The sequence below is a fragment of the Frankia sp. CcI49 genome (genome assembly GCF_001983215.1).
GTDB classification, from domain to species: domain Bacteria; phylum Actinomycetota; class Actinomycetes; order Frankiales; family Frankiaceae; genus Parafrankia; species Parafrankia irregularis.
The window spans coordinates 128,065-150,361 of record NZ_MOWP01000008.1; the positions used below are offsets into that span (position 1 = coordinate 128,065).

General features: G+C 73.0%; 14 protein-coding genes. 10 read left to right on the forward strand and 4 right to left on the reverse strand.

The annotated features are described in order from the left end of the window. Window positions 1-46 precede the first annotated feature (46 nt). The 7 genes from CcI49_RS08095 (at window position 47) to CcI49_RS08125 (ending at window position 9,957) form a co-directional block, all read left to right on the forward strand. Window positions 47-823, forward strand: a complete 777-nt coding sequence (locus CcI49_RS08095; protein WP_076825433.1) for an FAD:protein FMN transferase — start codon at window positions 47-49, stop codon at window positions 821-823. Window positions 824-984: 161 nt separating this feature from the next. Continuing rightward, a complete protein-coding gene (locus tag CcI49_RS08100) occupies window positions 985-1,674 on the forward strand; it encodes a response regulator transcription factor (protein ID WP_076825435.1) in 690 nt (229 codons plus the stop codon). Between the two features lie 13 nt (window positions 1,675-1,687). Then, window positions 1,688-3,190 (forward strand): HAMP domain-containing sensor histidine kinase, encoded by a 1,503-nt coding sequence (locus CcI49_RS08105; RefSeq protein ID WP_076825438.1) that lies wholly within the window; start codon window positions 1,688-1,690, stop codon window positions 3,188-3,190. Between the two features lie 364 nt (window positions 3,191-3,554). Then, a complete protein-coding gene (locus CcI49_RS08110; RefSeq protein WP_076825440.1) occupies window positions 3,555-5,126 on the forward strand; it encodes a serine/threonine-protein kinase in 1,572 nt (523 codons plus the stop codon). Between the two features lie 91 nt (window positions 5,127-5,217). Then, window positions 5,218-6,201: a MoxR family ATPase gene (locus CcI49_RS08115; protein ID WP_054566937.1), complete on the forward strand. Its 984-nt coding sequence runs from the start codon at window positions 5,218-5,220 to the stop codon at window positions 6,199-6,201. Window positions 6,202-6,214: 13 nt separating this feature from the next. Further along, window positions 6,215-7,360, forward strand: coding sequence for a DUF58 domain-containing protein (locus tag CcI49_RS08120; protein WP_076825442.1), 1,146 nt, complete (start codon window positions 6,215-6,217; stop codon window positions 7,358-7,360). Beyond that, window positions 7,357-9,957 carry a transglutaminase domain-containing protein gene (locus tag CcI49_RS08125; protein ID WP_131831032.1) on the forward strand — a complete coding sequence of 867 codons (2,601 nt, stop codon included), beginning with the start codon at window positions 7,357-7,359 and terminating at the stop codon, window positions 9,955-9,957. Before CcI49_RS08120 ends, CcI49_RS08125 begins: the two co-directional genes overlap by 4 nt. Before the next feature lie 144 nt (window positions 9,958-10,101). Here the strand turns inward: CcI49_RS08125 and CcI49_RS08130 are convergent, their stop codons facing one another. Further along, on the reverse strand, window positions 10,102-12,453 hold the full coding sequence (locus CcI49_RS08130; RefSeq protein WP_076825447.1) for an MMPL family transporter: 2,352 nt from the start codon (window positions 12,451-12,453) through the stop codon (window positions 10,102-10,104). Window positions 12,454-12,792: 339 nt separating this feature from the next. Then, window positions 12,793-13,926: a class I SAM-dependent methyltransferase gene (locus tag CcI49_RS39545; protein WP_241839958.1), complete on the reverse strand. Its 1,134-nt coding sequence runs from the start codon at window positions 13,924-13,926 to the stop codon at window positions 12,793-12,795. Window positions 13,927-14,581: 655 nt separating this feature from the next. On the opposite strand from CcI49_RS39545, the gene CcI49_RS08140 reads away from it, so the two are divergent. From CcI49_RS08140 to CcI49_RS08150, 3 genes are all read left to right on the forward strand, one after another. After that, the gene (locus CcI49_RS08140) at window positions 14,582-17,179 is read left to right on the forward strand and encodes a SulP family inorganic anion transporter (protein WP_063793095.1); all 2,598 of its coding nucleotides are present in this window, start codon (window positions 14,582-14,584) and stop codon (window positions 17,177-17,179) included. Window positions 17,180-17,307: 128 nt separating this feature from the next. Continuing rightward, window positions 17,308-17,904 (forward strand): TetR/AcrR family transcriptional regulator, encoded by a 597-nt coding sequence (locus CcI49_RS08145; RefSeq protein WP_054566941.1) that lies wholly within the window; start codon window positions 17,308-17,310, stop codon window positions 17,902-17,904. A 122-nt stretch (window positions 17,905-18,026) separates the two neighbouring features. Beyond that, window positions 18,027-19,277 carry a nucleotide disphospho-sugar-binding domain-containing protein gene (locus tag CcI49_RS08150; RefSeq protein WP_054566942.1) on the forward strand — a complete coding sequence of 417 codons (1,251 nt, stop codon included), beginning with the start codon at window positions 18,027-18,029 and terminating at the stop codon, window positions 19,275-19,277. Window positions 19,278-19,300: 23 nt separating this feature from the next. On the opposite strand, the gene CcI49_RS08155 is transcribed toward CcI49_RS08150, so the two are convergent. Beyond that, a complete protein-coding gene (locus tag CcI49_RS08155) occupies window positions 19,301-21,112 on the reverse strand; it encodes a serine/threonine-protein kinase (protein WP_131831033.1) in 1,812 nt (603 codons plus the stop codon). Window positions 21,113-21,335: 223 nt separating this feature from the next. Then, the gene (locus CcI49_RS08160; protein WP_054566944.1) at window positions 21,336-21,998 is read right to left on the reverse strand and encodes a hypothetical protein; all 663 of its coding nucleotides are present in this window, start codon (window positions 21,996-21,998) and stop codon (window positions 21,336-21,338) included. Window positions 21,999-22,297: the final 299 nt, after the last annotated feature.

A 22,297-nucleotide genomic window follows, 5' to 3' on the forward strand; every position in this document is an offset into this window, starting at 1 on the left:
GGCCGCGGGCGCGCGCCACCCTGGCGGCAGGCGGGTCGAGCCGGTGATGGGCACGGTGGTGAGCATCGCCGTGCGTACCGAACTGCCGCCGGCGGTGCTGGACGCGGCGATCGACAGCRCCGTCGCATGCCTGCACCGGGCCGACGCGGACTTCAGCACCTACCGCCCCGACTCGTGGGTCTCCCGCCTGCGGCGCCATGAGATCGAGCTCGCGGACTGCCCCGGCCAGCTGCGGGACGTCCTGCGCCTGGCCGAGCTGTGTCGACGACGTTCGGCGGGCAGCTTCGACCCGGCCTGGCGGGGCGACGGCACCCTCGACCCGACGGGCCTGGTGAAGGGATGGGCGGCGGATGCGGCCTCGGCGGTGCTGACCGCGGCGGGCGCTGTCGACCACTGCGTCAACGCCGCCGGGGATGTCCGGGTCCGGGCCACGGCCCAGCGGCCCTGGCGGGTCGGGGTCGCTGATCCCCTCGCCGCGGGCCGTCTCGTGGCGGTGGTCGAGGCCGCCGAGATCGCGGTCGCGACATCCGGAACCGCCGAGCGGGGCGCCCACATCGTCTGCCCCGCCACCGGCGTGCCGGTCAGCGATCTGGCGTCGGCCACGGTGGTGGGGCCGGACCTGGCGCTCGCCGACGGCTACGCGACCGCGGCCGTGGCGGCAGGGCCGCAGGCGGTGGATTTCCTGGCCGAGCTGGAGCCGGAGGGCTGGGCGTGGCTGCTGGTCAGCGGCACCGGCGCGATCCGCCGCAGCGGCGGCTTCCCGGGGGCTGTCGCGATGGCCGCCGGCCAGGGCCCGCGGGCGGTGCCTGGAGTGCCTGAATGACGCCGTCCCGGCGCACGGCCGGCCCCAGCTCGGCTCACCCGGCTGGCACACATCCGGCTGGCACACATCCGGGATGTGCGCGAGCGCGCGTCCGTGGGCTTCCCGGCTGCGAATCCACGAGATGGCAGGGGTGAGACTGTGCTGATGGAGCAGAGCGGCTGATGGAACAGAGGGCGACGATCCTCGTCGTCGACGACGAGGAGCCGATCACGGACCTGGTGTCGATGGCGCTGCGCTACGAGGGGTACCAGGTGGCGACCGCGAGCACCGGCCAGGCGGCGCTCACCAAGGTCGCGCTCGGTGCTCCGGATCTGATCGTGCTGGATGTGATGTTGCCGGACGTCGACGGATTCGCGGTGTGTGACCGGCTGCGGCGTTCCGGTCACCACATCCCGACTCTCTTCCTGACGGCTCGGGGCACCACCGAGGACAAGGTGCACGGCCTCACGCTGGGCGGCGACGACTACGTCACGAAGCCGTTCGTCGTCAGCGAGCTGATGGCCCGCGTCCGGGCGATCCTGCGCCGGGCAGGTCACGGTGCCGAGATGTCCGGGGTGCTCGAGTTCGCCGACCTTCAGCTCGATCCCGACACCCGGGAGGTGCGCCGGGCCGGTCGGTACGTCGAGCTCACCGCCACCGAGTACCGGCTGCTGCACGTCCTGATGCGCAACCCGCGGCATGTGCTCACCCGCGCCCAGCTGCTCGACCACGTGTGGGGGCACGACTTCGCGGGCGACGCCCGGGTGCTGGAGACCTACGTCAGCTATCTGCGCAAGAAGATCGACCATGTCGCGCCTGCGCTGATCCACACGGTCCGGGGCGTCGGGTACGTCCTGCGGCTGCCGCGCTGAGCCGAGGCCGGCGGTGTCGATTCGAACCCGTTTGCTGCTTGCCCTGGTCATGCTGATCGGTGCCGGTCTGTCACTCGCGGCGCTCGGCACCCACAGCGCGATCGAGGGGTATCTCGGCGATCGGCTTGACCAGCAGGTGCGTGCGGCCCAGCCGCTGGTCGAGCGGGCGCTGGCACGGCCGTCCGAACCGGGTACGGATTCCGGCGCTGGCCTGGATCCCGACTCCGACGGCGACATCGACCGCGAGTACCTGCCGTCCGACAAGGATCACGACTACCCGCGCTTCGGAACGGCCTACCTCGTCGGCACCTACGGCGCGCTCTTCGACGCGGACGACCGACGAGTCGCCGAGGTGAGGCCGAACCCCGGCGGGACGCCGGGCCAGACGCCACGCCCCGACGTCCCGGGGAGCCTGCTGGACGAGGCGCGGCGCCAGCCCGGCGGGTCCGGCCAGCTCACGGCCGTGCCCGCGGTCGGCGGCGGTGACCGATTCCGCGTGCTGGCGGTCTCCCGCGACCCTGGGCAGGTACTCGTCGTCGCCGTCCCCTACACGGCGATGGACGCGACTCTCGACGACATCTGGCGCATCGAGGTGGTGGCCAGTCTCATCGTCGCCGCAGCCACGGCCGCGCTCGGGTATGTCGTGGTCCGGCTGGGACTGCGGCCGCTGGAGCAGATGGAGCGCACGGCCGACGCGATCGCGGCCGGCGATCTGACCCGGCGGGTCGCGAATGCCGGTCCCCGTACCGAGGCGGGTCGGCTGGGACGCGCCCTCAACACCATGCTGGCGCAGATCGAGGCGGCGTTCCGGCAGCGGGAGAGCTCCGAGAACCGGCTGCGGCAGTTCGTGGCCGATGCCAGCCACGAACTGCGCACGCCACTGACGTCGATCCAGGGGTACGCCGAGATGTTCCACCGGGGCGTCGCCGACCGTCCGGATGATCTCGCCCTGGCGATGCGCCGGATCGAGAGCGAGGCCGCTCGGATGAGTGAGCTCGTCGACGACCTGCTCCTGCTGGCGGGCCTCGACCAGGGAACAAGGCGACGGCCGGAACCGGTCGACCTCGCCGCCGTCGTCCGGGATGTCGTCGCCGACGCCCGTGCGGTCGATCCCACCCGCACGATCACCGTCGAGGTGGCGCCGCTGCTGGAGATCACCGGTGATGAGCCGCGGCTGCGCCAGGCGGTCGGCAACCTCGTCCGCAACGCGCTCGTGCACACGCCGGCAGGTACCCCGGTCGAGGTCGAGGCGGTCCGTTCCGGCGACGGCTGGGGGGTCGTGACCGTCGCCGATCACGGGCCGGGTATCGCACCCGAGGACGTCCCCCACATCTTCGAGCGCTTCTATCGCGCCGATGCCGGGCGTTCGCGTGAAGCCGGCGGCACCGGACTCGGCCTGTCGATCGTCGACGCCGTGATGCGTTCCCACGGGGGTGGTGCGGACCATTCGGCCACGCCGGGCGGTGGTTCGACCTTCAGACTCCGGATACCGGAGGTACCCCGTCCCACACCGTAGGTGCCCGGTGCGCGGGCGTGTCCAATGGCTGACATCCCGCGCCACGGGGGCCGGGGCGCAGGGGACCGGCACACCACTATGCTGATCGCGCAGGTTGTGTTCCGTATACAAGCTGTTTGCCGGGATGCCGTCCTGTGCGGGATGCGGTGCGTGGGCCGGCGCTTCGTGTGTATCCGGGCTGACAACTGGGAACGTGGGGGCGCCGCATGCGGGCAGCCGGGCGGTGGGCCGGCGCAGCGGTTTCCCGTGTGCCTCTGCCCGTCGCGGGGTGGTTTCCCGTCGCTGTGCAGGCGAGGGCCGTGGTTTCGTTCCGTCCGTTTCACATGCTGTGCCCAAACAGGACGTCCACCGCCGAGACCGGGGCATGATCTCCGAGCCGGCATGGTTACGTGCCTGGCTGGGTCTGGCGTTACCGGGATTCCGGGTCGACGGGCTGCTGGGCCGGGGAGCCTTCGGCGTCGTCTTCGAGTGCGCTGACGAGCTGGGCCGCCAGGTCGCCGTCAAGGTGGTGGATCCCAGTGCGTTCAGCGGCGGTCAGGACGCTCAGGCCGAGGCGCTGCGCGAGGCGAGACTGCTGGCCAGCGTCAACCATCCGCACATCGTCGGCATCCATCGCGCGATCCCGGTCAACCTCTCCTTCGAACCACGGCTGGGATTCGAGGCGCCTGGAACGCTCCGTGCCCCACGGCCGGCCGGGGTGGCCGCACCGGATCTGACCGTGATCCTCATCGTCATGGAGCTGCTGCCCGGCGGCACGCTGGGCGATCGTCTCATCCAGGGCATCCGGTCGCCCGAGTGGTCGTGCGCGGTCGTGCTGGCGGTGGCCACGGCACTCGCCGCGGCCCACGACCGCAGGGTCCTGCACCGGGACGTCAAACCGGCGAACATTCTGTTCACCGAGGACGGCCGACCGAAACTGACCGACTTCGGAATCGCGCGTGTCCTCGAGGACTCCGGGGTGCACACCCTGAATCCGGCCGGCACGCCGCGATACATGGCTCCTGAGCAGTTCCGAACCGACCCGCTGTATCCGAGCGCGGACGTCTATGCGCTGGGTCTCGTCGCCTTCGAGCTGTTCAACGGCCGAATGACGGTTTCCGGGGTGGGCCCGGAAGCAGCCAGGTCGAACCATGTCGGCGGCATCCCGGAGAAAGTCAATCGGGTGATCTGGACGGCGTTGGCCTACGCCCCGTCCGAGCGTCACCAGAACGCCCGGGAGTTCGCGTTCGAGCTCGCTACCGCGGCGGCGGAATCGTGGGGCAACGCCTGGCTGACCCGGGCCGGTTTTCAGGCCTTTCTTGAGACCGACATCCAGGCGGCGGCGCTTGGCTACACCGCCCCCGTCTCGGACGCTCCCCGGCCGCACCGCGCCGACCCGCCGATCGCGCCGGGTTCCCCCATGGGGCGCCCTGGCCAGAGGTGGTCCGACAGCCAGCCGGCCGGTCAGCCCCGGACGACGGGACCGGCTGCCGAGGCCGCAACGGACGGACCGTTCGTCGAGCCGCCCGCCGGTAGGCCGCCGGCCGAGCCCGCCACCGGCGGCCCGCCTGTCGAACCGTCCACCTGGGTGCTGGCCGAGCGGTCACCCGTGGGTGGACCGGGCGTCGAACCCGAGCCGGCTGGTGCTGTGCCCACAGCCCCGCCCGCTACCGCTGATCCGCCTGTCACCACCGGCCCGCCTGTCACCACCGTCACCACGGGCCCGCCTGTCACCACGGGCCCGCCTGTCACCACGGGCCCGCCTGTCACCACGGGCCCGCCTGTCACCACGGGCCCGCCTGTCACCACCGGGCCGCCTGTCACCACCGGCCCGCTGGTGGCCCGGCTGCGGGACGGAGCGGATCCGCGGGCTGGCGTGCGGGGCGCGCTCGTCGTGTTCGGCCTGGTCACCCTGATCGCGGCGCTGGTCCTGTTGGCGGTGGTCGTGTACCGCTGACGCGCGACTTCGCCCACCGGCTCGGCGGCCGGTCCATCCCGACGAACAGCCGAACCGACCAAGTAGACGACCCCGAACAGAGGCAGGAGAAATGCCGGATCCGATCAGGCAGCGTGCGGCTGTGACGCCATCGGAGGTGGCCTGGTTCGCCGATCGCTGCAACAGGATCGTCGAGAACGTCGAGCGGGTCATCCGCGGCAAGACGGAGGTGATCCGGCTGGCCGTGACCTGCCTGGCCGCCGAGGGGCACCTGCTCATCGAGGACGTCCCCGGCGTGGGCAAGACCTCGCTGGCGAAGGCCCTGGCCGGCTCCCTCGACGGCGGCACCAGCCGTCGCATCCAGTGCACCCCGGACCTGCTGCCCACCGACATCACCGGGGTGTCGATCTGGAACGAGCAGACCAGCGGGTTCGAGTTCCGCCGGGGCGCCGTGTTCGGGAACGTGGTCCTCGCGGACGAGATCAACAGGGCGTCCCCGAAGACCCAGTCGGCGCTGCTGGAGGTGATGGAGGAGCGGCAGGTCACCGTGGACGGCGCGACCCATCCGGTGCCACGGCCGTTCCTGGTGATCGCGACGCAGAACCCGGTCGAGCACGGCGGTACGTACGACCTGCCCGAAGCCCAGATCGACCGGTTCATGGCGCGCCTGACGATGGGGTACCCGGACTACGGCCCCGAGGCCGAGATGATCCTGAACCGGGCCGCCGGCCATTCCGTCGTGGACCTGGCCCCCGTGGTCCCGGCGGCGGAGATCCACCAGATGACCGATCTGGTGCACCGGGTCTACCTGGCGCAGCCGGTCGTCCACTACATCCTCGACATCGTCGTGGCCACCCGGACGCATCCGGAGGTGCGCCTCGGCGTGAGCCCGCGGGGCGCGCTCACACTGGCTGTCGCCGCGCAGGCGCACGCCGCCGCCCGCGGCTCCTGGTTCGTCACCCCCGACCATGTGAAGGACCTCGTCCTGCCCGTGCTGGCCCACCGGGTGCTGCTCCGCCCGGAGGCGGAGCTGGCCGGCACCACCCCCGAACGGCTCCTGCGCGCGATCGTCGCGTCGGCCCGGGTGCCGGACTGACGGCGGCCGGGAGATGATTACCGGGACGGGGATCGCGGTCGCCTTCGTGGCGGCGTTCCTGGGTATCGCCGGGGTCGCGTTGGGATACCCCGAGCTGGTCGTCGTGGCTGCCGCCGCGGCACTTTCCCTGCTGGTCGCCGGCGCCTGGCTGCTCGTCACCCCGAACGTGACGATCTCCCGGGAGATCCATCCGGCGCGGGTCGTCGAGGGCGAGCCCGCCTTCGCCCAGCTGACCGTCACCAACATCGCCAACCGGCGCTGCCCACCCGCCCAGGCACAGGAGCGGGTCGCCGGCAGATCGGTGGGCGTCGCGTTGCCCGCGCTCGCCGCCGGCGGGTCGGCGCGGCGCACCTACCCGATCCCCACCCCGCGGCGCGGCGTGTTCGAGATCGGCCCGCTGATCATCGCGCACAGTGACCCGCTGCGGCTGGTCCATGTGGGCCGGGCGTTGCCGCAGCGCTCCGTCCTGCGGGTGCGCCCGCGGGTGCACGCCATCCCGCCGTTGCCGACCGGTGGCTCGCCCGACCTGGAAGGCCCGACCTCGGACGCCGCTCCGCGCGGCGGCGTCGCCTTCCATTCGCTGCGGGAGTACGTCCGCGGGGACGATCCGCGGCTGATCCACTGGCCGTCGACGGCGAAGCTGCGAAAGAAGATGGTGCGGCACAACGTGATCCCCAACGACCCCACGATGCTGGTGGTGCTGGACACCAGCGCGGCGCCCTACACGGGTGACGCGTTCGAGGACGCGGTGCGCATCGTGGCATCGTTGGTGGTCTCCGGGCATACCCATGGCTTCCCGGTCGTGCTGCGCACCACCGGTGGCGAGCAGGTGGCGGCCGGTCACGGCCGCGAGTCCCTCGACGCGGCACTGGACCTGCTCGCGGCCGTCTCGCCCCGCGAGGGCGACCCGGGACTGGCCGCGCTCGCCGGCATGGTTCCCGGTGAGCCCGGGGTGGCCCTCGGGGCGGTCACCGGTCAGCCCGCGGCCGGCCAGCTGGCCGCCGTGACGAAGGTCAGGCCCCGGTTCGCGATGGTCAGCCTGGTGCTGGTCGGGGAGCCGCGGGGGCGGCCGACGGTGTCGGGTGCGCTGGTTGTCCACGCGCGTACCAGCGAGGCCTTCGCGGCCGAGTGGACATCCGGGGCGGGGGCGGCCCGGTGACCAGCCCGACGGACGAGATCCGTCCCGCGCATCCCTCCCCGTGGCCCCAGTCCCAGCCGTCCCGAGCCTCCCAGCCGTCCGAGCCGTCGCGGCCATCCCAGCGGCGTCATCCGCTGCGGTGGCTGCGGTCACCGTGGCCGCACCAGCGGGGCCGTGACCGGATCGCCCAGGCCGTGGTCGTCGCGCTCGCCTGCCTGCCGGCCGCGCTGGTCGCCGGCCGGCTGTTCGCCGGGATGCGCTACCTGGCGCCGCTCGCCGGTGCCGTCGTGGTCGCCGCGCTGGTCGCGTGGCTTTCGGCCCATCTGGTGGCGAGAATCGAACTTGTCTGGCTGCTCGGTCTCGTCGGCGGCGTGCTCTACGGCATCGTCCTGACTGCCGGGAACGTGGACCTGCTGGTGAGCGGCCTGCGGGCTGGCTGGCCACGGGTCCTGGCCGCCGCCGTTCCGGCCGAGCCACGCGCGATGCTGCTGATACCGCTGGGCGCGCTGCTGTGGGCGGCGGCCCACCTCGCGGTCGTCCTGGTCGTGCGCACCGAGAACACGCTGCTCCCGCTGCTGCCGCCGGTCGCCGGGCTGATCGGGGTGCTGCTGCTGGTCGGTGACGCCGGCGACGGCGTCACCGCGGCCACCCTCGCCCTCGGCGGCTGGCGGCCGTCGCCGGTGCTGCTCACCGGCGTCTTCATCCTGCTGGCGATGGCCGTGGCGGCGCTGCGAGCGGCGCGGCCGCTGGCGGCTCCCGACCCGGCGACCGGCCCGGCCGGTGGTCCCGACGGGCCTGGCGGGTCTGGTGGGTCTGGCGGTCCGGCCGGATCTCCGGGCCGAGCGCGGCGTGCGCTGAACGGATCACTTGTGGTGACAGTGGTCGTCGTCGTGGTCGTCACGCTGCTGGCGACGGTGATCGGCCGCCAGCTGCCGGTCGCGGCCCGGTTCGACCCGCGTGAGCACGTCAGCCCGCCGGTCGAGAACGTCACCGCGCTCAACCCGCTCGTCCAGGTGCGCGCCCAGCTGGTCGACGCGGAGCATGAGGTCTTCACCGTGCGACTGGCCGACGATCCGAGGACCGGCAGGCCGGCGGCCGCCGACACCCGGGTGCGGATCGCCGCGCTCGGCGACTTCGACGGCGCCAGCTGGCGCGACGACGGCCAGTTCGTCCGGGTCGACGAGACGCTTCCGACCTCCGACGGGTCGTCGGTGCGACCGTCCGCCTCGGTCACCGTGCGTGCCGAGGTAACGTTCGGCGCGGCCGGCAGCGATCTGCTTCCGACGTTCGGCCAGCCCACGTCCGTCACGTACCACCCGGCCGCCGAGGTCGCCGGAGCCGCACCGGCCGGCGGGAGCGGTGACGCGCCCGATCTCGTCTTCCAGCCTTCCTCCGGATCACTCGCCGCGCTGGCCACACCCGCGCGAGGTGACCGCGTCGAGCTGGTCATGCAGGTGCCGCGGCCCAGCCAGCGGGCGCTGGCCGAGGCCGTCCCCGCCACCGGCCCCGCGGCCGAGCCCTACACGACCCTGCCGGGCCGGCCGAGCTGGCTGGAGGCGACCGCCAAACGGCTGGTCGGCGACGCCCGCACGCCCTACCAGCGGCTCGACGCCCTCCAGAAGGCGCTCGCCGGGCCCGGCTATCCGTATGACCTGTCCGCTTCCCCGGGGCACTCCTACGGTGTTCTGAACGACTTCCTCAATCCCCAACAGGAGTCCGACTCGCACGGGTACGCCGAGCAGCACGCCACCGCGTTCGCCGCGCTGGCCCGCGCGCTGGGCTTCCCGACCCGGGTCGCCGTCGGCTACCTGCTGGACCGTAACCGGGTGACCACCGACGGCGCGTTCACCGTCACGAACTGGCAGGCACACGCCTGGCCGGAGGTCCTGCTCGCGGGCATCGGCTGGGTCTCGTTCGAGCCGACCGACATCAGCGACCTGCGCCACCGGGCGCCGACCGTGGAGCCGATGCCACTCGGCGGGAGGAGCATCGAGGCCCCCGCGTCGCTGAAGCCGCTCGAACCACCGGGCGTGGATCCGCCGTCGGACGCCGGCGGCGGTGCGGGAGGCGGAGCTGGTCGTGTCCTTGCGTGGACTCTGCTCATCGCCGTGGTCTCCCTGCTGGGGCTGGTCCTGGCCACCCTGTCGCTGATCATCGGCGAGAAGGCGCGTCGCCGTGCGGCGCGTGGCCGCGGCACCCCCGGCGAACGGGCGCGCGGTGCCTGGCATGAGGCCAGGGACAGGCTCGCCGAGCACGGCGTTTCCCGCTCGCGGGCGCTGACCTACCGCGAGGTGCTCGGCCTGGCGGGGCAACGGCCGGCCACCGCCGCGGTCGAACAGCCGCTGCGCGAGCTCGCGGCGCTGGCCGAGATGGCCCGGTTCGCCGGCGGGGGCGCGGTCGAGCCCGACGCCACGCGCGCCTGGCAGCTCGTCGCGCAGATCCGCCACGGGCTTCGGAACAGCAACGGCCGGGCGAGCGCGCTGCGGGCGAGGATCGATCCGCGGCCACTGCTGCCACCACCACGCGGATCCTCCGATCTCTCGCCGGACCCGGCAGCGGAGGTTCCGCCGGGCGGGCCGGCGGGCCCACCACCACCCTCCTGGGCCGAACCGAGGTAGGCGACACCGACGGGACGTCGCCGTCCGCCTGCCTGATCGCGAGGTCTGACAGGTGCTGTCCGGTGGCCGGCACAGGCGGCGCCCCACGCTGTTCGGTGTTGACCGAACACCGAACACCGAACAGCGTGGGCGTGCGCCGCCGGGTCACCGGCCGATCGGGTCGGGTTGCTGCTGGTCGGTCTCGTCGAGGGGAGCGAGGGGATCCTGCTGCCGGGGCAGGGGGAGGTGCGGGCGACCGACGGCGGGCAGGCCCGGGCTGTCGGCCGTGGGCTCGCTGTCGGAGCGGGGCGTTGACGGCGCCGCGGGGCCGCCGCCGTGGACGTCCAGGTGCGGCAGCACGCGGTCGAGCCAGCCGGGCAGCCACCAGTTCACCCGGCCGAGCAGGGCCATGGTGGCCGGCACCATGATCATGCGGATGATGGTCGCGTCGACGAGCACGGCGACCGCCATCCCGAAACCGACCATCTTCACGGTGACGTCCGGGTCGAGGGCGAAGCCGGCGAACACCGCGATCATGATCAGTGCGGCGGAGCTGATCACCCGGCCGGTGGAGGCGAGCCCCCGCACGACGCTGCCGTGCGGGTCGCCGGTCGCCAGGTAGTCCTCGCGGATCCGGGAGAGCAGGAACACCTCGTAGTCCATGCTCAGCCCGAACAGCACGGTGAACATCAGCACCGGCAGCCAGCTCGACATCGGCACGCTGTGTGGCAGACCGAGCAGATCCGTCCCCCAGCCCCACTGGAAGACGACGGTCACCACGCCGTACGCGGCCGCGATCGAGAGCAGGTTCATCACCGCCGCCTTCAGCGCGACGACCGGTGAGCGGAACACGAGCGTCAGGAGCAACAAGGAGACACTCACGACGAATCCGACCACCCACCACAGCCGGTCGGACATCCAGCGCGACAGGTCGGTGTAGACGGCGGTCAGGCCGGTGATCTCGACACCTGCCGGCAGCACCTCGGCGCGCAGCGTTCGTACGAGCTCCGCGGCGCGTTCGTCGCTCGGCCCGACCGTCGGTGTCACGATGATCACCGCCGCGTCGCCGCTGGGCGCGACCACCGGTTCGGCGACCGCGGCGACATCCGGGGTGGCGGCGAGGCGGCGGACCAGCCCGTCGAGGTCGGTGGCGGAGATCCTGCGCAGGTCGGCCGCGACGATCAACGGGCCGTTCGCGCCGGGGCCGTACTCGGCGGCGATCAGGTCGTAGGCGCGGCGCTGGTAGGTGGAGTCCGGCTGGCTGCCGGCATCCTGCGGCCAGGTGCGCATGCCGAGGATGGGCGCGGCGAGCAGCAGCAACAGCAGCAGGGCACCGACCGCCCAGGGCAGCGGACGTCGCCCGACCCGCTCGGCCCAGGCCGCGGTCAGCGTGCGTCGCGGCTGCGGCTGCGGCTGCGGCTGCGGCTCCGGCCTGGTCTCCGGCTCCGGTTGGGCTGTGCGATCGGCCGTGTCCTGGGCCATGGCCACAGGCGCGCCGGCCGCCGCCGATGCACTGAGGGCGGCGCGGGCGCGTCGGCCGAGCAGCCGGGTCCCCGCGAGGCCGCACAGCGCCGGGACGAGGGTGAGAGCGGTGACGACGACCGTCACCACCACCGCCGCGGTGGTGAAGCCGGTCGTGACGTACGTGTTGAGCCCGACGAGGCGCAGGCCCATCAGGGAGAGCACGACCGTCACCCCGGCGAACAGGACGGAGACACCGGCGGTGCCGTTGGCCCGGGCCGCGGCCTCGGGCACGCTCAGGCCGTTGCGCAACCCCTCGACGTGCCGGGTGACCAGCAGCAGCGCGTAGTCGATGCCGACGCCGATGCCGACCATCGAGGCGAGGGTCGGTGCGATGGTGCTGACGTCGGTGCCGGCCGCGATGAGCGTGATGCCGGCGCTGCCGATACCGAGACCGATCAGCGCCACCGCCAGCGGCACCCCGGCCGCGATGATCGATCCGAACGCGATCAGCAGGATGACCAGCGCGAACGCGATGCCGACCGCCTCGGCGGTGCCGCTGACCTCCTGCACGTTCTCGGCCACCTGGCCGCCGAACTCGGTGGTCAGCCCGGCCTCGGCCGCGGGTGTGACGGCGTCGACGAGCTGGTCGATGGCCTTGCTGCCGCCGAGGTCGGTGACCGGGCGGTCGTAGTTCAGGGTGAACATCGCGGTGTCACCGTCGGCGGAGACCTGCGGCGGGCTGACGACCACGACCGCCGGGACGTCGGCCAGCCGCCGCGCGACGGTGTCCGTGAGCCCGGTCGCGACCGGGCTGCCGTCCCGGGTGTGCAGCACCACCCTGGCCTGGGCCTCCGCGAGCGCCGGGAACTCGACGCGCAGCAGGTCGGTGCCGCGTTGGGAGGCGGTGCCCGGCGCGTCGAAGTCGTCGTGCGGCTCGCCTCCCAGCTGGGCGGCGAGCACCGTCGCCACGACGAGCGCGACGACCCACACGCCGATCACGCGCCAGGGCCGGGTCGCGGCCAGCCGTCCCACCCGGTAAAGGAACCCGGACATCACTCCTCCTTGTTGCCTGGCCTGACGGCCGACGGTGTTGCCCGGCCTGACGGCCGACGGTGTTGCCTGGCCTGACGGCCGACGGTGTTGCCCGGCCTGACGGCCGACGGCGCCTGCGGGGTGAAGTGCCGCGGTCGCACGTTCGTGGGCGGTAGTCCGACCCACGGTGGCTGCGGCCTGTCCGACTGTGGCATCAATATTTGTCAGGATGTGTCGGGCGGGTGACGTGTTGTGGCTGGTAGAGGCGTCGTTCTCCCGACTGCCGGACCGTCTCCCGGTGCGTTCGCCGTTCGGGCGCGTGGCAGTGGCAGTGGTGCGGGGGCCCAGCTGGTCGGCCGGTCAGTCGCCCGTTCGGGAGGCGAGTGCGAGAAAGCGGTGCGAGGCGTCGTCGTGGCGGTCCAGCCGCCAGCCCGCGGCGGCGAGCAGCGGGCCCAGCCGGCCGGGGGCGAGCGGCTCGTCGGGGCGGAGGGTGCGGCCGTGCCGGGCGGCCAGCGCGGCGCGCCCCGAGGGGTGGAAGATCGCCAGACGGCCGCCGGGCCGGCAGACCCGGGCCAGCTCGGCCAGCCCGGCCCGGATGTCCGGAAGGTGATGGACTAGCCCGGCCGCGAACACCGCGTCGACCCGGCCGGACGCCAGGGGGAGCCGGCGGGCGTCACCGAGCAGCAGCTCGCCGGGCCGCGCCCGGCCCTGGTCCCGCGCGACCTCGAGCATCTGCGGGGTGACGTCGAGACCGAGCACCACGCCGGCCGGCCCGACCGCTGCCCTCAGCGGGGGAAGGGCCCGTCCGGTGCCGCAGCCGACGTCGACGACGACCGCACCGGCCCCCGGCGCCAGGTCGGCGACCGCGGCGGCGTAGGCGGCCGCGTCGTCGCCGAACCTCGAGTCCCACGTGGTGGCGCGAATCGCGAAGAAGGCCCGGCTCTCGCTGACGTGCCAGGTGTCGGTGACGCCGAGCCGGTCCGCGACCCGCCGGATCACCGGCCAGGTGAGATCATGCAGGTCGACGATGACGTCCGCGCGGCCATCGAGATCGTCGTCGCCGGTGGAGCGGGTCCGCAGGCCGATCACGAGGTCAGCGGGTCCGTCCGTCGGGCCGTCCGTGGTGCCGGGCGCGGTGGTCGTGCCGGCTGCGCTGGGCGCGCTGGCCGCGGTGGTGAGCGTCGCGGTGGCCGGGAGAGGTGCGGTCGGGGCGAGAGATGCGGTCGGGGGGAGAGCCGGCGGGCGGTCCGCGGTGGTGTGGTGGGCCCGGGTGCAGGGTCGGCCGGCCGTGTCGAGCGCCGCGCCCAGGCGCTCGGCCATCGCCTCGACGGCCTCGATCGCCCGGCCCTCGACCCGTATCCGCACCGCTGGCGCCGGGAGCACCGCCGGCGCCGGGAGCATCGCCATCAGCAGGCCGAGTACCTCGTCCCAGCGGCGGGCCTGCGCCGCGGTCAGCTCACGCGCACCAGTCGGCAACGCACCTTGGTCCGGCATAGCCCACATCATCGACGAGTCGTCCGCCGCGAGCCTGCTGTGGATTGGCGCCGATCAAGATCGCTGGCCGGTGGGCGGGGAGGTTCGCACTCCACGAACGCCGCCGGACCCCCGAGCGTCCGGTGGCCCGGTGGCCCGGTGGCCCGGTTTGGCGACCCGCAAGCGTGAACGATTTTGGTCGTTCTGGCGACCAGAATCCTTCGTTCTTGCGGGTCGCCAGGCGACCCGGTGCGCCTTTCGCCCCTCTTGGGGTGAGTTGCTGGTGCTGCGGTGCGGGGCGGTGCGGGATCCGCTTTGGGTGGCTGTGCGGGTGGGCGCCCACCGGCCGGCCGGCCGGTGGGCTGCCAGTGGGCGTGCCCGCGCCCCCGGGCCGAAAGCCCCGAGCTGACGCGGGTCGCAGGTAGCCGGGCCGTCGGACCTTTAATCCCAGGTCAGCGGCGGCGGCTACCCTATGATTTCGAAGTGACGCGCTAGGCGTCCTATTCCGGATTCTTGCCCGGGTCATCTACCCGGTGGGCACATTCTTCCTGCCGTGCAGTGGTGGTGGAGGCAGGGGTCCCGCTCCAAATCACGTAACGTGTTCGAACCTGTACTACTCAACATCGAGATCTTGATGGCCTGACGCTGACGTTGCGCCCTCGCCGAGGAGACGATCGTGCACGCCGAGCACCACGAGCCAAGAAACAAGCCACCGGCGGGATCCGTCCCGACCGCGTTGCCCTATCCGTCGGAGACGGATTCCCATGCGGGGGCCGAAAGCGCCCCCCGACCTCGTACCAGTTCCGGGCGTTCCGACCAGCCGCACCGCGGCGGTCGCCCGACGGACGCCGGTGTTTCGGAACACCCGAGCTTCCCGGGAATCGGCGACGATCTGGGGTTTTCCTCCACTTCTTCTGCTTCTTCCACGTCCGCCGCCGCGTCTTCCGCGCCCACGGGCACCGCGTCCGCCGCGGGCCGCCTGAACCGCGGCGGCCCGCTCGACGGAGCGCCGCGAGGGGTCTGGCGCCATGACCTCGAAGCATCCGTCGTGGTCTTTCTTGTGGCACTTCCGCTTTCGCTGGGTATCGCGGTCGCCTCCGGAGCGCCGGTGGTCGCGGGCATCATCGCGGCGGTGGTCGGCGGCGTCGTCGCCGGCGCACTGGGCGGGGTTCCGCTGCAGGTCTCGGGCCCGGCGGCCGGGTTGACCGCGGTCGTGGCAGAGATCGTCGTGACCCACGGGTGGCGGGTCGCCTGCTTCATCACCGCAGCGGCCGGCGTTCTGCAGATACTTTTCGGGCTCAGCCGGGTCGCCCGCGCCGCGCTGGCGATCTCACCGGCGGTCGTCCACGGCATGCTGGCCGGTATCGGCCTCACGATCGTCATCGGCCAGCTGCACGTCGTGCTCGGCGGCACCGCCGGCTCCGCGGCGTGGGACAACCTGGTCGTGCTGCCCGGTGAGATCGTCTCGCCGTCGGTTCCGGCCGCGGCGCTGCTGGGCGTGATCACGATCGTGCTGACCGTCGGGTGGCCGCGACTGCCGCGGCCGCTGTCCGCCGTTCCGGCGCCGCTGGCGGCGGTAGCCGCCGCGACCGTCATCTCGCTGCCGTTCGACGTCCCGCGGGTCACCCTGCCCGGGGACCTGCTCGGCGCGATCCAGCTGCCCGAGATCCCGAGCGGCCAGTGGGGTGCCGTCGCGCTGTCGGTGCTGACCGTCGCCCTGGTCGCCAGCATCGAGTCGCTGCTGTCCGCGGTCGCGGTGGAGGCGATGCACTCCGGCCCGCGCGGCGACCTCGACCGTGAGCTGCTGGGGCAGGGGGCCGCGAACACCGTCTCCGGCCTGCTCGGCGGCCTTCCGGTCACCGGGGTCATCGTCCGCAGCTCCACCAACGTCCGCGCGGGTGCCCGCAGCCGGCGCTCGGCGATCCTGCACGGCCTGTGGATGGCCGGCTTCGCGCTGTTGCTCGCGCCGGTGGTGGCCCGCATCCCGCTCGCCGTGCTCGCCGGCCTGCTGGTCGTGATCGGTATCCGGCTCGTCGATCTGGCCCACATCCGGGCGATCGCCAAGCACGGCGAGCTCGCCATCTACCTGACGACCGTCGTCGGGGTGGTGCTGCTCAACCTGCTGGAGGGCGTCCTGCTCGGGGTCGCCACGGCACTGCTGCTGGCGTTGCGCCGGACGCTGGTCGCCCCGGTCCACGTCCATCCGCCGTCCGGCCCCGGATCGCCCTGGCGGGTCGTGGTGGAGGGGGCGCTGACCTTCCTCTCGCTGCCCCGGCTGTCGCGGCGGCTGGCGGAGGTGCCGCCGGGGGCACCCGTTCGGCTCGACCTCGCCGTCGACTACCTCGACCACGGCGCGCACAAGATGCTGGACGACTGGATCGCCGAGCGTCATCGCGCCGGGACGGCGGTGACGGTCGACCCGGTCGGCACCGTCCCGCTGGCGCTGCCTGGCGCGCCGACCCATCCGCGCCAGCGGCGGATCCTGGCGAGCCTGCTGGGTGCCCGTCCCGGCGGCGGCCAGGGCGGTGCGGTCCGGCCACCGCGCTGGCTGGCTCCGTGGTCGTCCTGGCAGCACGGCCATCATCATGATCACAGTCATCTGCTGAACGGGGTCGACGAGTTCCATCGCCGGACCGCGCCGATGATCGAGCCGTACCTCACCGAGCTGAGCGCGGGCCAGCGTCCGTCCACTCTGTTCATCACCTGCAGCGACTCCAGGCTGGTGCCGAACATCATCACCAGCAGCGGCCCCGGTGACCTGTTCACGGTGCGCACGCCCGGTGCCTTCGTCCCCGGGCCGCAGGCGGTCGGGGATTCGACGTTGGCCGCGATCGAGTACGGCGTCGAGGTGCTCGGGGTCCGGACCATCGCGGTCTGCGGGCATTCCGGCTGCGGTGCGATCAACGCGCTGTTCGACCGCGACGGGCACGCCCCGGCTCCGGGTACGGCGCCGCTGCGTCATCTGGAGGGCTGGCTGCGCCACGGCGAGCCGGCGCTCGAACGCGCCGAACGTGTGGCGGGTGGCCTGCCCACGGACGCCGACGAGCTGAGCCGGATCAGCGTCGCCCAGCAGCTGGTGGCTCTGCGCGGGCTGTCCGTGGTGCGGCGTGCGGAGCGGGAGGGACGTCTGCAGCTGGTCGGCATGTGGTTCGACATCGCCACGGCCCGCGCCATCGTGCTGGACGAGACGACCAACCGCTTCGAGGTCCCGACGGTCAGCCTCGTGCCGGCGCTGGAGAGCGGCCAGCGTCTGGGTGACGCCGTCGGGCACTGATCCTCCTCTCTCCCCGCGGCGGCGGTGACGAACGTGCTCGGGCCCCGGTCCGGCGTTCGTCCCGCCGTCGCGCGCGTGACAGGCCGCCCGCGTTCCGCGTTCCCCCATTCGGCGGTAATGTCCATACCGTGAAATCGAGGGTGACCCGCGGCTACCAGCAGCGCCAGCGCTCCGAGGCCGCGGCGGCGAACACCGAACGCATCCTCGCCGCGGGCGCCGAGCTGTTCACCCGGCACCCGTTCGACCAGGTCACGCTGGCCATGGTCGCCGAGCACGCCGAGGTCGGCGTCCAGACCGTGATCAGGCGGTTCGGGACGAAGGACGGCCTGGTGCGGGCGATCAGTGCCTGGATGGCGCCGCAGATCGAGGCGACCCGAGGCATCCCGGACGTCTCCGATCCGGCGGTGGTCGCCGAGCGTCTTGCCCGGCACTACGAGCGGTGGGGCGACGTGACGGATCGGGCGATCCGCCAGCAGGATGCCTCGCCCGCCCTGGCGGAGGTGGCGGAGGCCGGCCGGCGTGCCCACCGCGACTGGACGGCCACGGCGTTCGCCGCGGAGCTCGAAGGCCTGGCCCCGGATCGGCGGCACGATCTGCTGGGCCGGCTCGCCGCCGTCTGCGGCGTCGAGCTGTGGCTCGTCCTACGCCGTGATCAGGCGATGTCCGTGGAGGCGACACGTCACGCGGTCGCGGACCTCATCGCGGCCTGCCTCCGGTCACCCTGACGCCGCAACCGTCTCCCCACCGACTTCTTCTCTGCCTCTCCCGCCCACCCGCCCACGTCTGTCTCTCCCGCCCACGCGACCGGCGCCGGGCGGCGAACCGTCCTGCCCGAAGGAGCGCGACCATGGCCCGTTATCTCGTCTACTGCACCACCGCGCCCGGCCACCTGTTTCCGCTGGTGCCCGGCCTGCGTGCGCTGCGCGACCGCGGCCACGAGGTTCACCTGCGGATCGGGGCCAAGCTCGTCGACGGCCCGTGGACCCAGGGCCTGCATGTCGCGCCGACGGATCCGCGCATCGACGAGATCGACGTCAGGGAGCCCACCACCGGGTCTGGCGCGGCGCGGCTGCGGAAGGCGATCGCCGGGCTCATGTCGCGGGGGCCGCTGGAACGGGCCGACCTCGACCGGGCCATCGCCGAGACCGATCCGGACGTGGTTCTCGTCGACACCAACGCCTATGGCGCCGCGGTCGCCGCCCGGGCGTCGGGGCGACGGTGGGGGATCACCCTGCCGACTCTGATCGCCCTGCCCGGCAAGGGCATCCCGCCGTACGGGATGGGTCTCGCGCCGGCGTCCGGCCCGCTGGGACGACTGCGCGACAGGGTGCTGTGGCCGCTGCTCATCCGGCAGTTCGGCGCCGCGATGCTGCCCCCGCTCAACGAGCTGCGGGCCGGGGCGGGTCTCGCCCCGCTGACCAGCCCACTCGACTATCTCCTCGAGGCCGACCAGGTGCTGGTGCTGACCGGCGAGCCGCTGGAGTACCCACGCTCGGACGTCCCCGCCCACATCCGTTTCGTGGGCGCCCAGATCTACGACCCGCCGGGGGAGACGCCGGCCTGGCTGGAGGAGCCCGGAGATCCCTGGGTGCTGGTGACCACATCGACCGAGTACCAGGGCGACGAGCGTCTCGCCCTGGCGGCGGCCCAGGCGCTGCGTGACGAGCCGGTCCGGGTCCTGATCACGCTCGCCGATGCCTTCGGGCGTGTCGACCTGCCGGCGGCGCCCAACATCCGCGTCGAGCGGTTCGTGCCGCACGGGCCCGTCCTGGAGCGGGCGGCGGCCGTCGTCTGCCACAGCGGGATGGGCATCGTCCAGAAGGCGGTCGCCGCGGGCGTGCCTGTGGTCGCCGTGCCGTTCGGCCGTGACCAGCCCGAGGTCGCCCGCCGTGTCGTGGAGGCCGGCGCGGGTGTGCTGCTGCCGGCTCGGAAACTCACGGCGGACCGCCTGCGGGCCGCCGTCGGCACGGCGAGGGGCCAGCGTGCCGGTGCGCTTCAGGCCTCACGTCGCCTGCTGCGCCAGGCCGGCGGCGAGGTCTTCGCGGTCGCGGCCGAGGAGCTGCTGGCGGGAACCGCGGTGTCGTCGCAGGCGGTCTGAGCCCGCGCCGGGCCTGCTCCCGATCAGGGCGGCGGGTCCGCGGGCGTCGGTGCTCCGGTCGCCGTCGGGGCCGACGAGTCTGGCCGCTCACGAGGATCCGGGTCGGTTCCCGAGCCCGGATCAGTACTGTCGGCCGGCGGGGAGACCGATGTCCCCTGGTGCGGCTGTGTGGGCGGTGGCGTCGGGCCGCCCGGTTCCGATGGCGTCGGGCTCCCACCACCGGCCGGTGCCCCGCCGGTGGTGGCGCTCGGGCGGTCCGCGGGGTGCAGGTGCGAGTGCGTGCCCGCCATGTCGGCCGACGGCGAGGTGACCAGCCAGAACGAACCCGCTTTGCCCGGCTGCTCAACCCGACGGTGACCGTCGTCCGCGTGGGTCTCGGCGCGGGGGGTCGTCGGTGGCGCGACCGGGCCGGTGGCCGGCACCGGGCCGGTGGGTGGGCGGTGGTCGATCGCATCCTGCCCTGGGAACCCGGATCGCGTCGAGCTGTCGCGTTGCGCCTCGGCAACGTCTCCACTCAGATCGTCGCGGTCCGCCGGCTCGCCGGGGCCGTTCACCCCCGCCGGCCCGGGAGTCTCGGTGTGGCTACCGCGTCCGCGCAGGTCCCAGGGGCCGGGCAGTCGGTTGCCCACCGGTGCCACGGCGATGACAGCGATCGTCGCGGCGGCGGTGCCCACGAGGACGCAGAGCCCGACCAGCGGGTGCCGGCCGGCTCGAGCCGGCCGGGCAGGCTCGATCGGCTCGACCCGCTCACCGGGCCCGCTCCCGCCCGATGATCCCAGCTCGCCCCGCGTATCCGGCGTATCCGGCGTATCCGGCGCGTCCGGTTCGTCCGGTGCTGGCCGCTCACCGGGCTGGACCGGCTCGTCCGACGCGTCCGGTGCTGGCCGCTCACCGGGCTCGACCGGCCCGTCCGACACCGCGGGGTGTCGCAGGCGTTGGTCTATCTCGGCGAGCACGGGCACCGGCAGCCAGGTCGTCGTCTGCGCGCTGTCGGACGGCTGGTGGTGGCAGCCGGAAAGGATCTCCCGTGGCGTCGGTCGTTGCGCGGGCACCTTGCGCAGGCACGAGGTGATGAGCGCATGCAGCGCGCCGTCGACGCCGGTGAGGTCCGGCTCCTCCCGGACGACCCGGTAGAGGACGTCCGCGGTGTTGCCCTCCCCGAAGGCGTTGCGGCCGGTGGCTGCGAAGGCGAGCACCGAACCGAGGGCGAAGACGTCGGACGACGCGTCGACCCGTCCACTGCGGGCCTGTTCCGGCGACATGTAGGCGGGCGATCCGACGATGCGCCCGGTGGTGATGGTGCCCGAGTGGAATTCGGCCCGCGCGATACCGAAGTCGATGACCCGTGGTCCGTCGACTGCCAGCAGGACGTTCGCGGGCTTGAGGTCACGGTGGATCACACCGGCCGCGTGGATGGCGACCAGCGCCCGGGCGATCCCGGCGGCGAGCGTGGCGACGCTGGCGGGCGGGAGGGGGCCGTTGCGGGCCACGCTGTCGCGCAGGGTGGGGCCGTGCACGTAGGCGGTGGCGAGCCAGGGGAGGGGCGCATCGACGTCCGCCGCGATCAGGGGTGCGGTGAAGGGGCTCTCGACCCGCCCCATCGCCGCGACCTCACGTTCGAAGCGTCGCCGGAACGTGCGGTCGGACGCCATGTCCGCCCGGATCATCTTGACCGCGACGGGTCGCCGATCGGGGGAGTGCCCGAGGTACACGGTGCCCATGCCGCCGGCGCCGAGGCGTCCGCGGATCCGGAAGGGCCCGATCACACGGGGGTCGTCCGAGGTGAGCGGGGAGACGAACTCGCTCGCGCTCGTGGGAAGGTCTTGTCCTCGCACTGCCTGTCGGCCCTCCTCCGGTGCGCGGCGCGGTTCACCGGCAGGCCCGTTGGCTGTGGCCGTGATCCTGCCAGCGTGCGGGCCGGAGACCGCCCAGGTGGACGCGCATCGGAGTTGACGAGTATCTGACAGTGACGGAAGTTGGCTACCGGACGGCGGGAGCCGACGCCGGGACGACGGGAGCCGACGCCGGGAGTCAGACGACGGGAGCCGACGCCGGGAGTCAGAGGTGAGCCCCGCCCGGGGACGTCGCGGCGGGGGACGGTAGCGGGGCACCTGCCGGCTCGGGCGCCGTCTCGCCCGCCGGCCTGGCCGGCGGCTCGGCCGGCGAGACGGGCACCGGCCCGCGTTGACGAGGGCCGGCCTGCCGACCGCGCCGGGTCCGGCCCCAGGGCTTCAGCGTCGACAGGAACGTGGCCGTGATGAACAGGGCGTTCATAAGGCAGGCGCCGGTGATGATGGCCACCGCCGGAGCGCTGTAGTGAATCTCGCCGTCGGCGGTGGCATCACCGGCCCTGACGATCAGTGTCCGCATGAAGCCGGCGGCGAAGATGACGGCGAACACCGTGATCGCCAGCTTCGTCACGACCCACCAGTGGTGCAGCAGACCCCAGCGGGTCCGTAGCGAGATCAGGATTCCGGTGGCGAGTGTGAGCAGTGCGAGTGGAATGTTGAGCGCCCGGTCGAATACGTGCATGAGCTCGTAGGCGGGATGCCTGATGTCACCGTTGACGGAGGCCGTCACCGCCAGTGCGAGCTGGCCGAGGGCAACCCCGTTCCAGCCCACACTGACCAGTACATGCGCGGTGAGGAGAAGCTGGCGGCTTAATCGCTTCTGCCGTGGCTTTGCCGGGGCCTTGGTGGAGGTGATCGCGGTGGCGCTCATACCGCTGCCCCCGAGGGGCCATGGGCGTGACCCTGATCAGAAAGTGTCATCGTGCGGCGCCGCACCATACCGAGCCCCCCGGGTACCCCAGCTGGACCGAAACCACATACATCGCATTGCCTGATCGGATGGTAGTCCTTTAGTGCCATGATCACGACATGATGCCTGAAATGTATTCCCGGTGCCATTGGTTGCCATTCGACAAGTTCTGGGCGCTGTCCGGATGGCGTGGGAGGCGTCCGGAGGGCCTGGCGGGAGGTGTCTGCCGGCGTGGGGTCGGAAGGTGGGATGGCTACGCT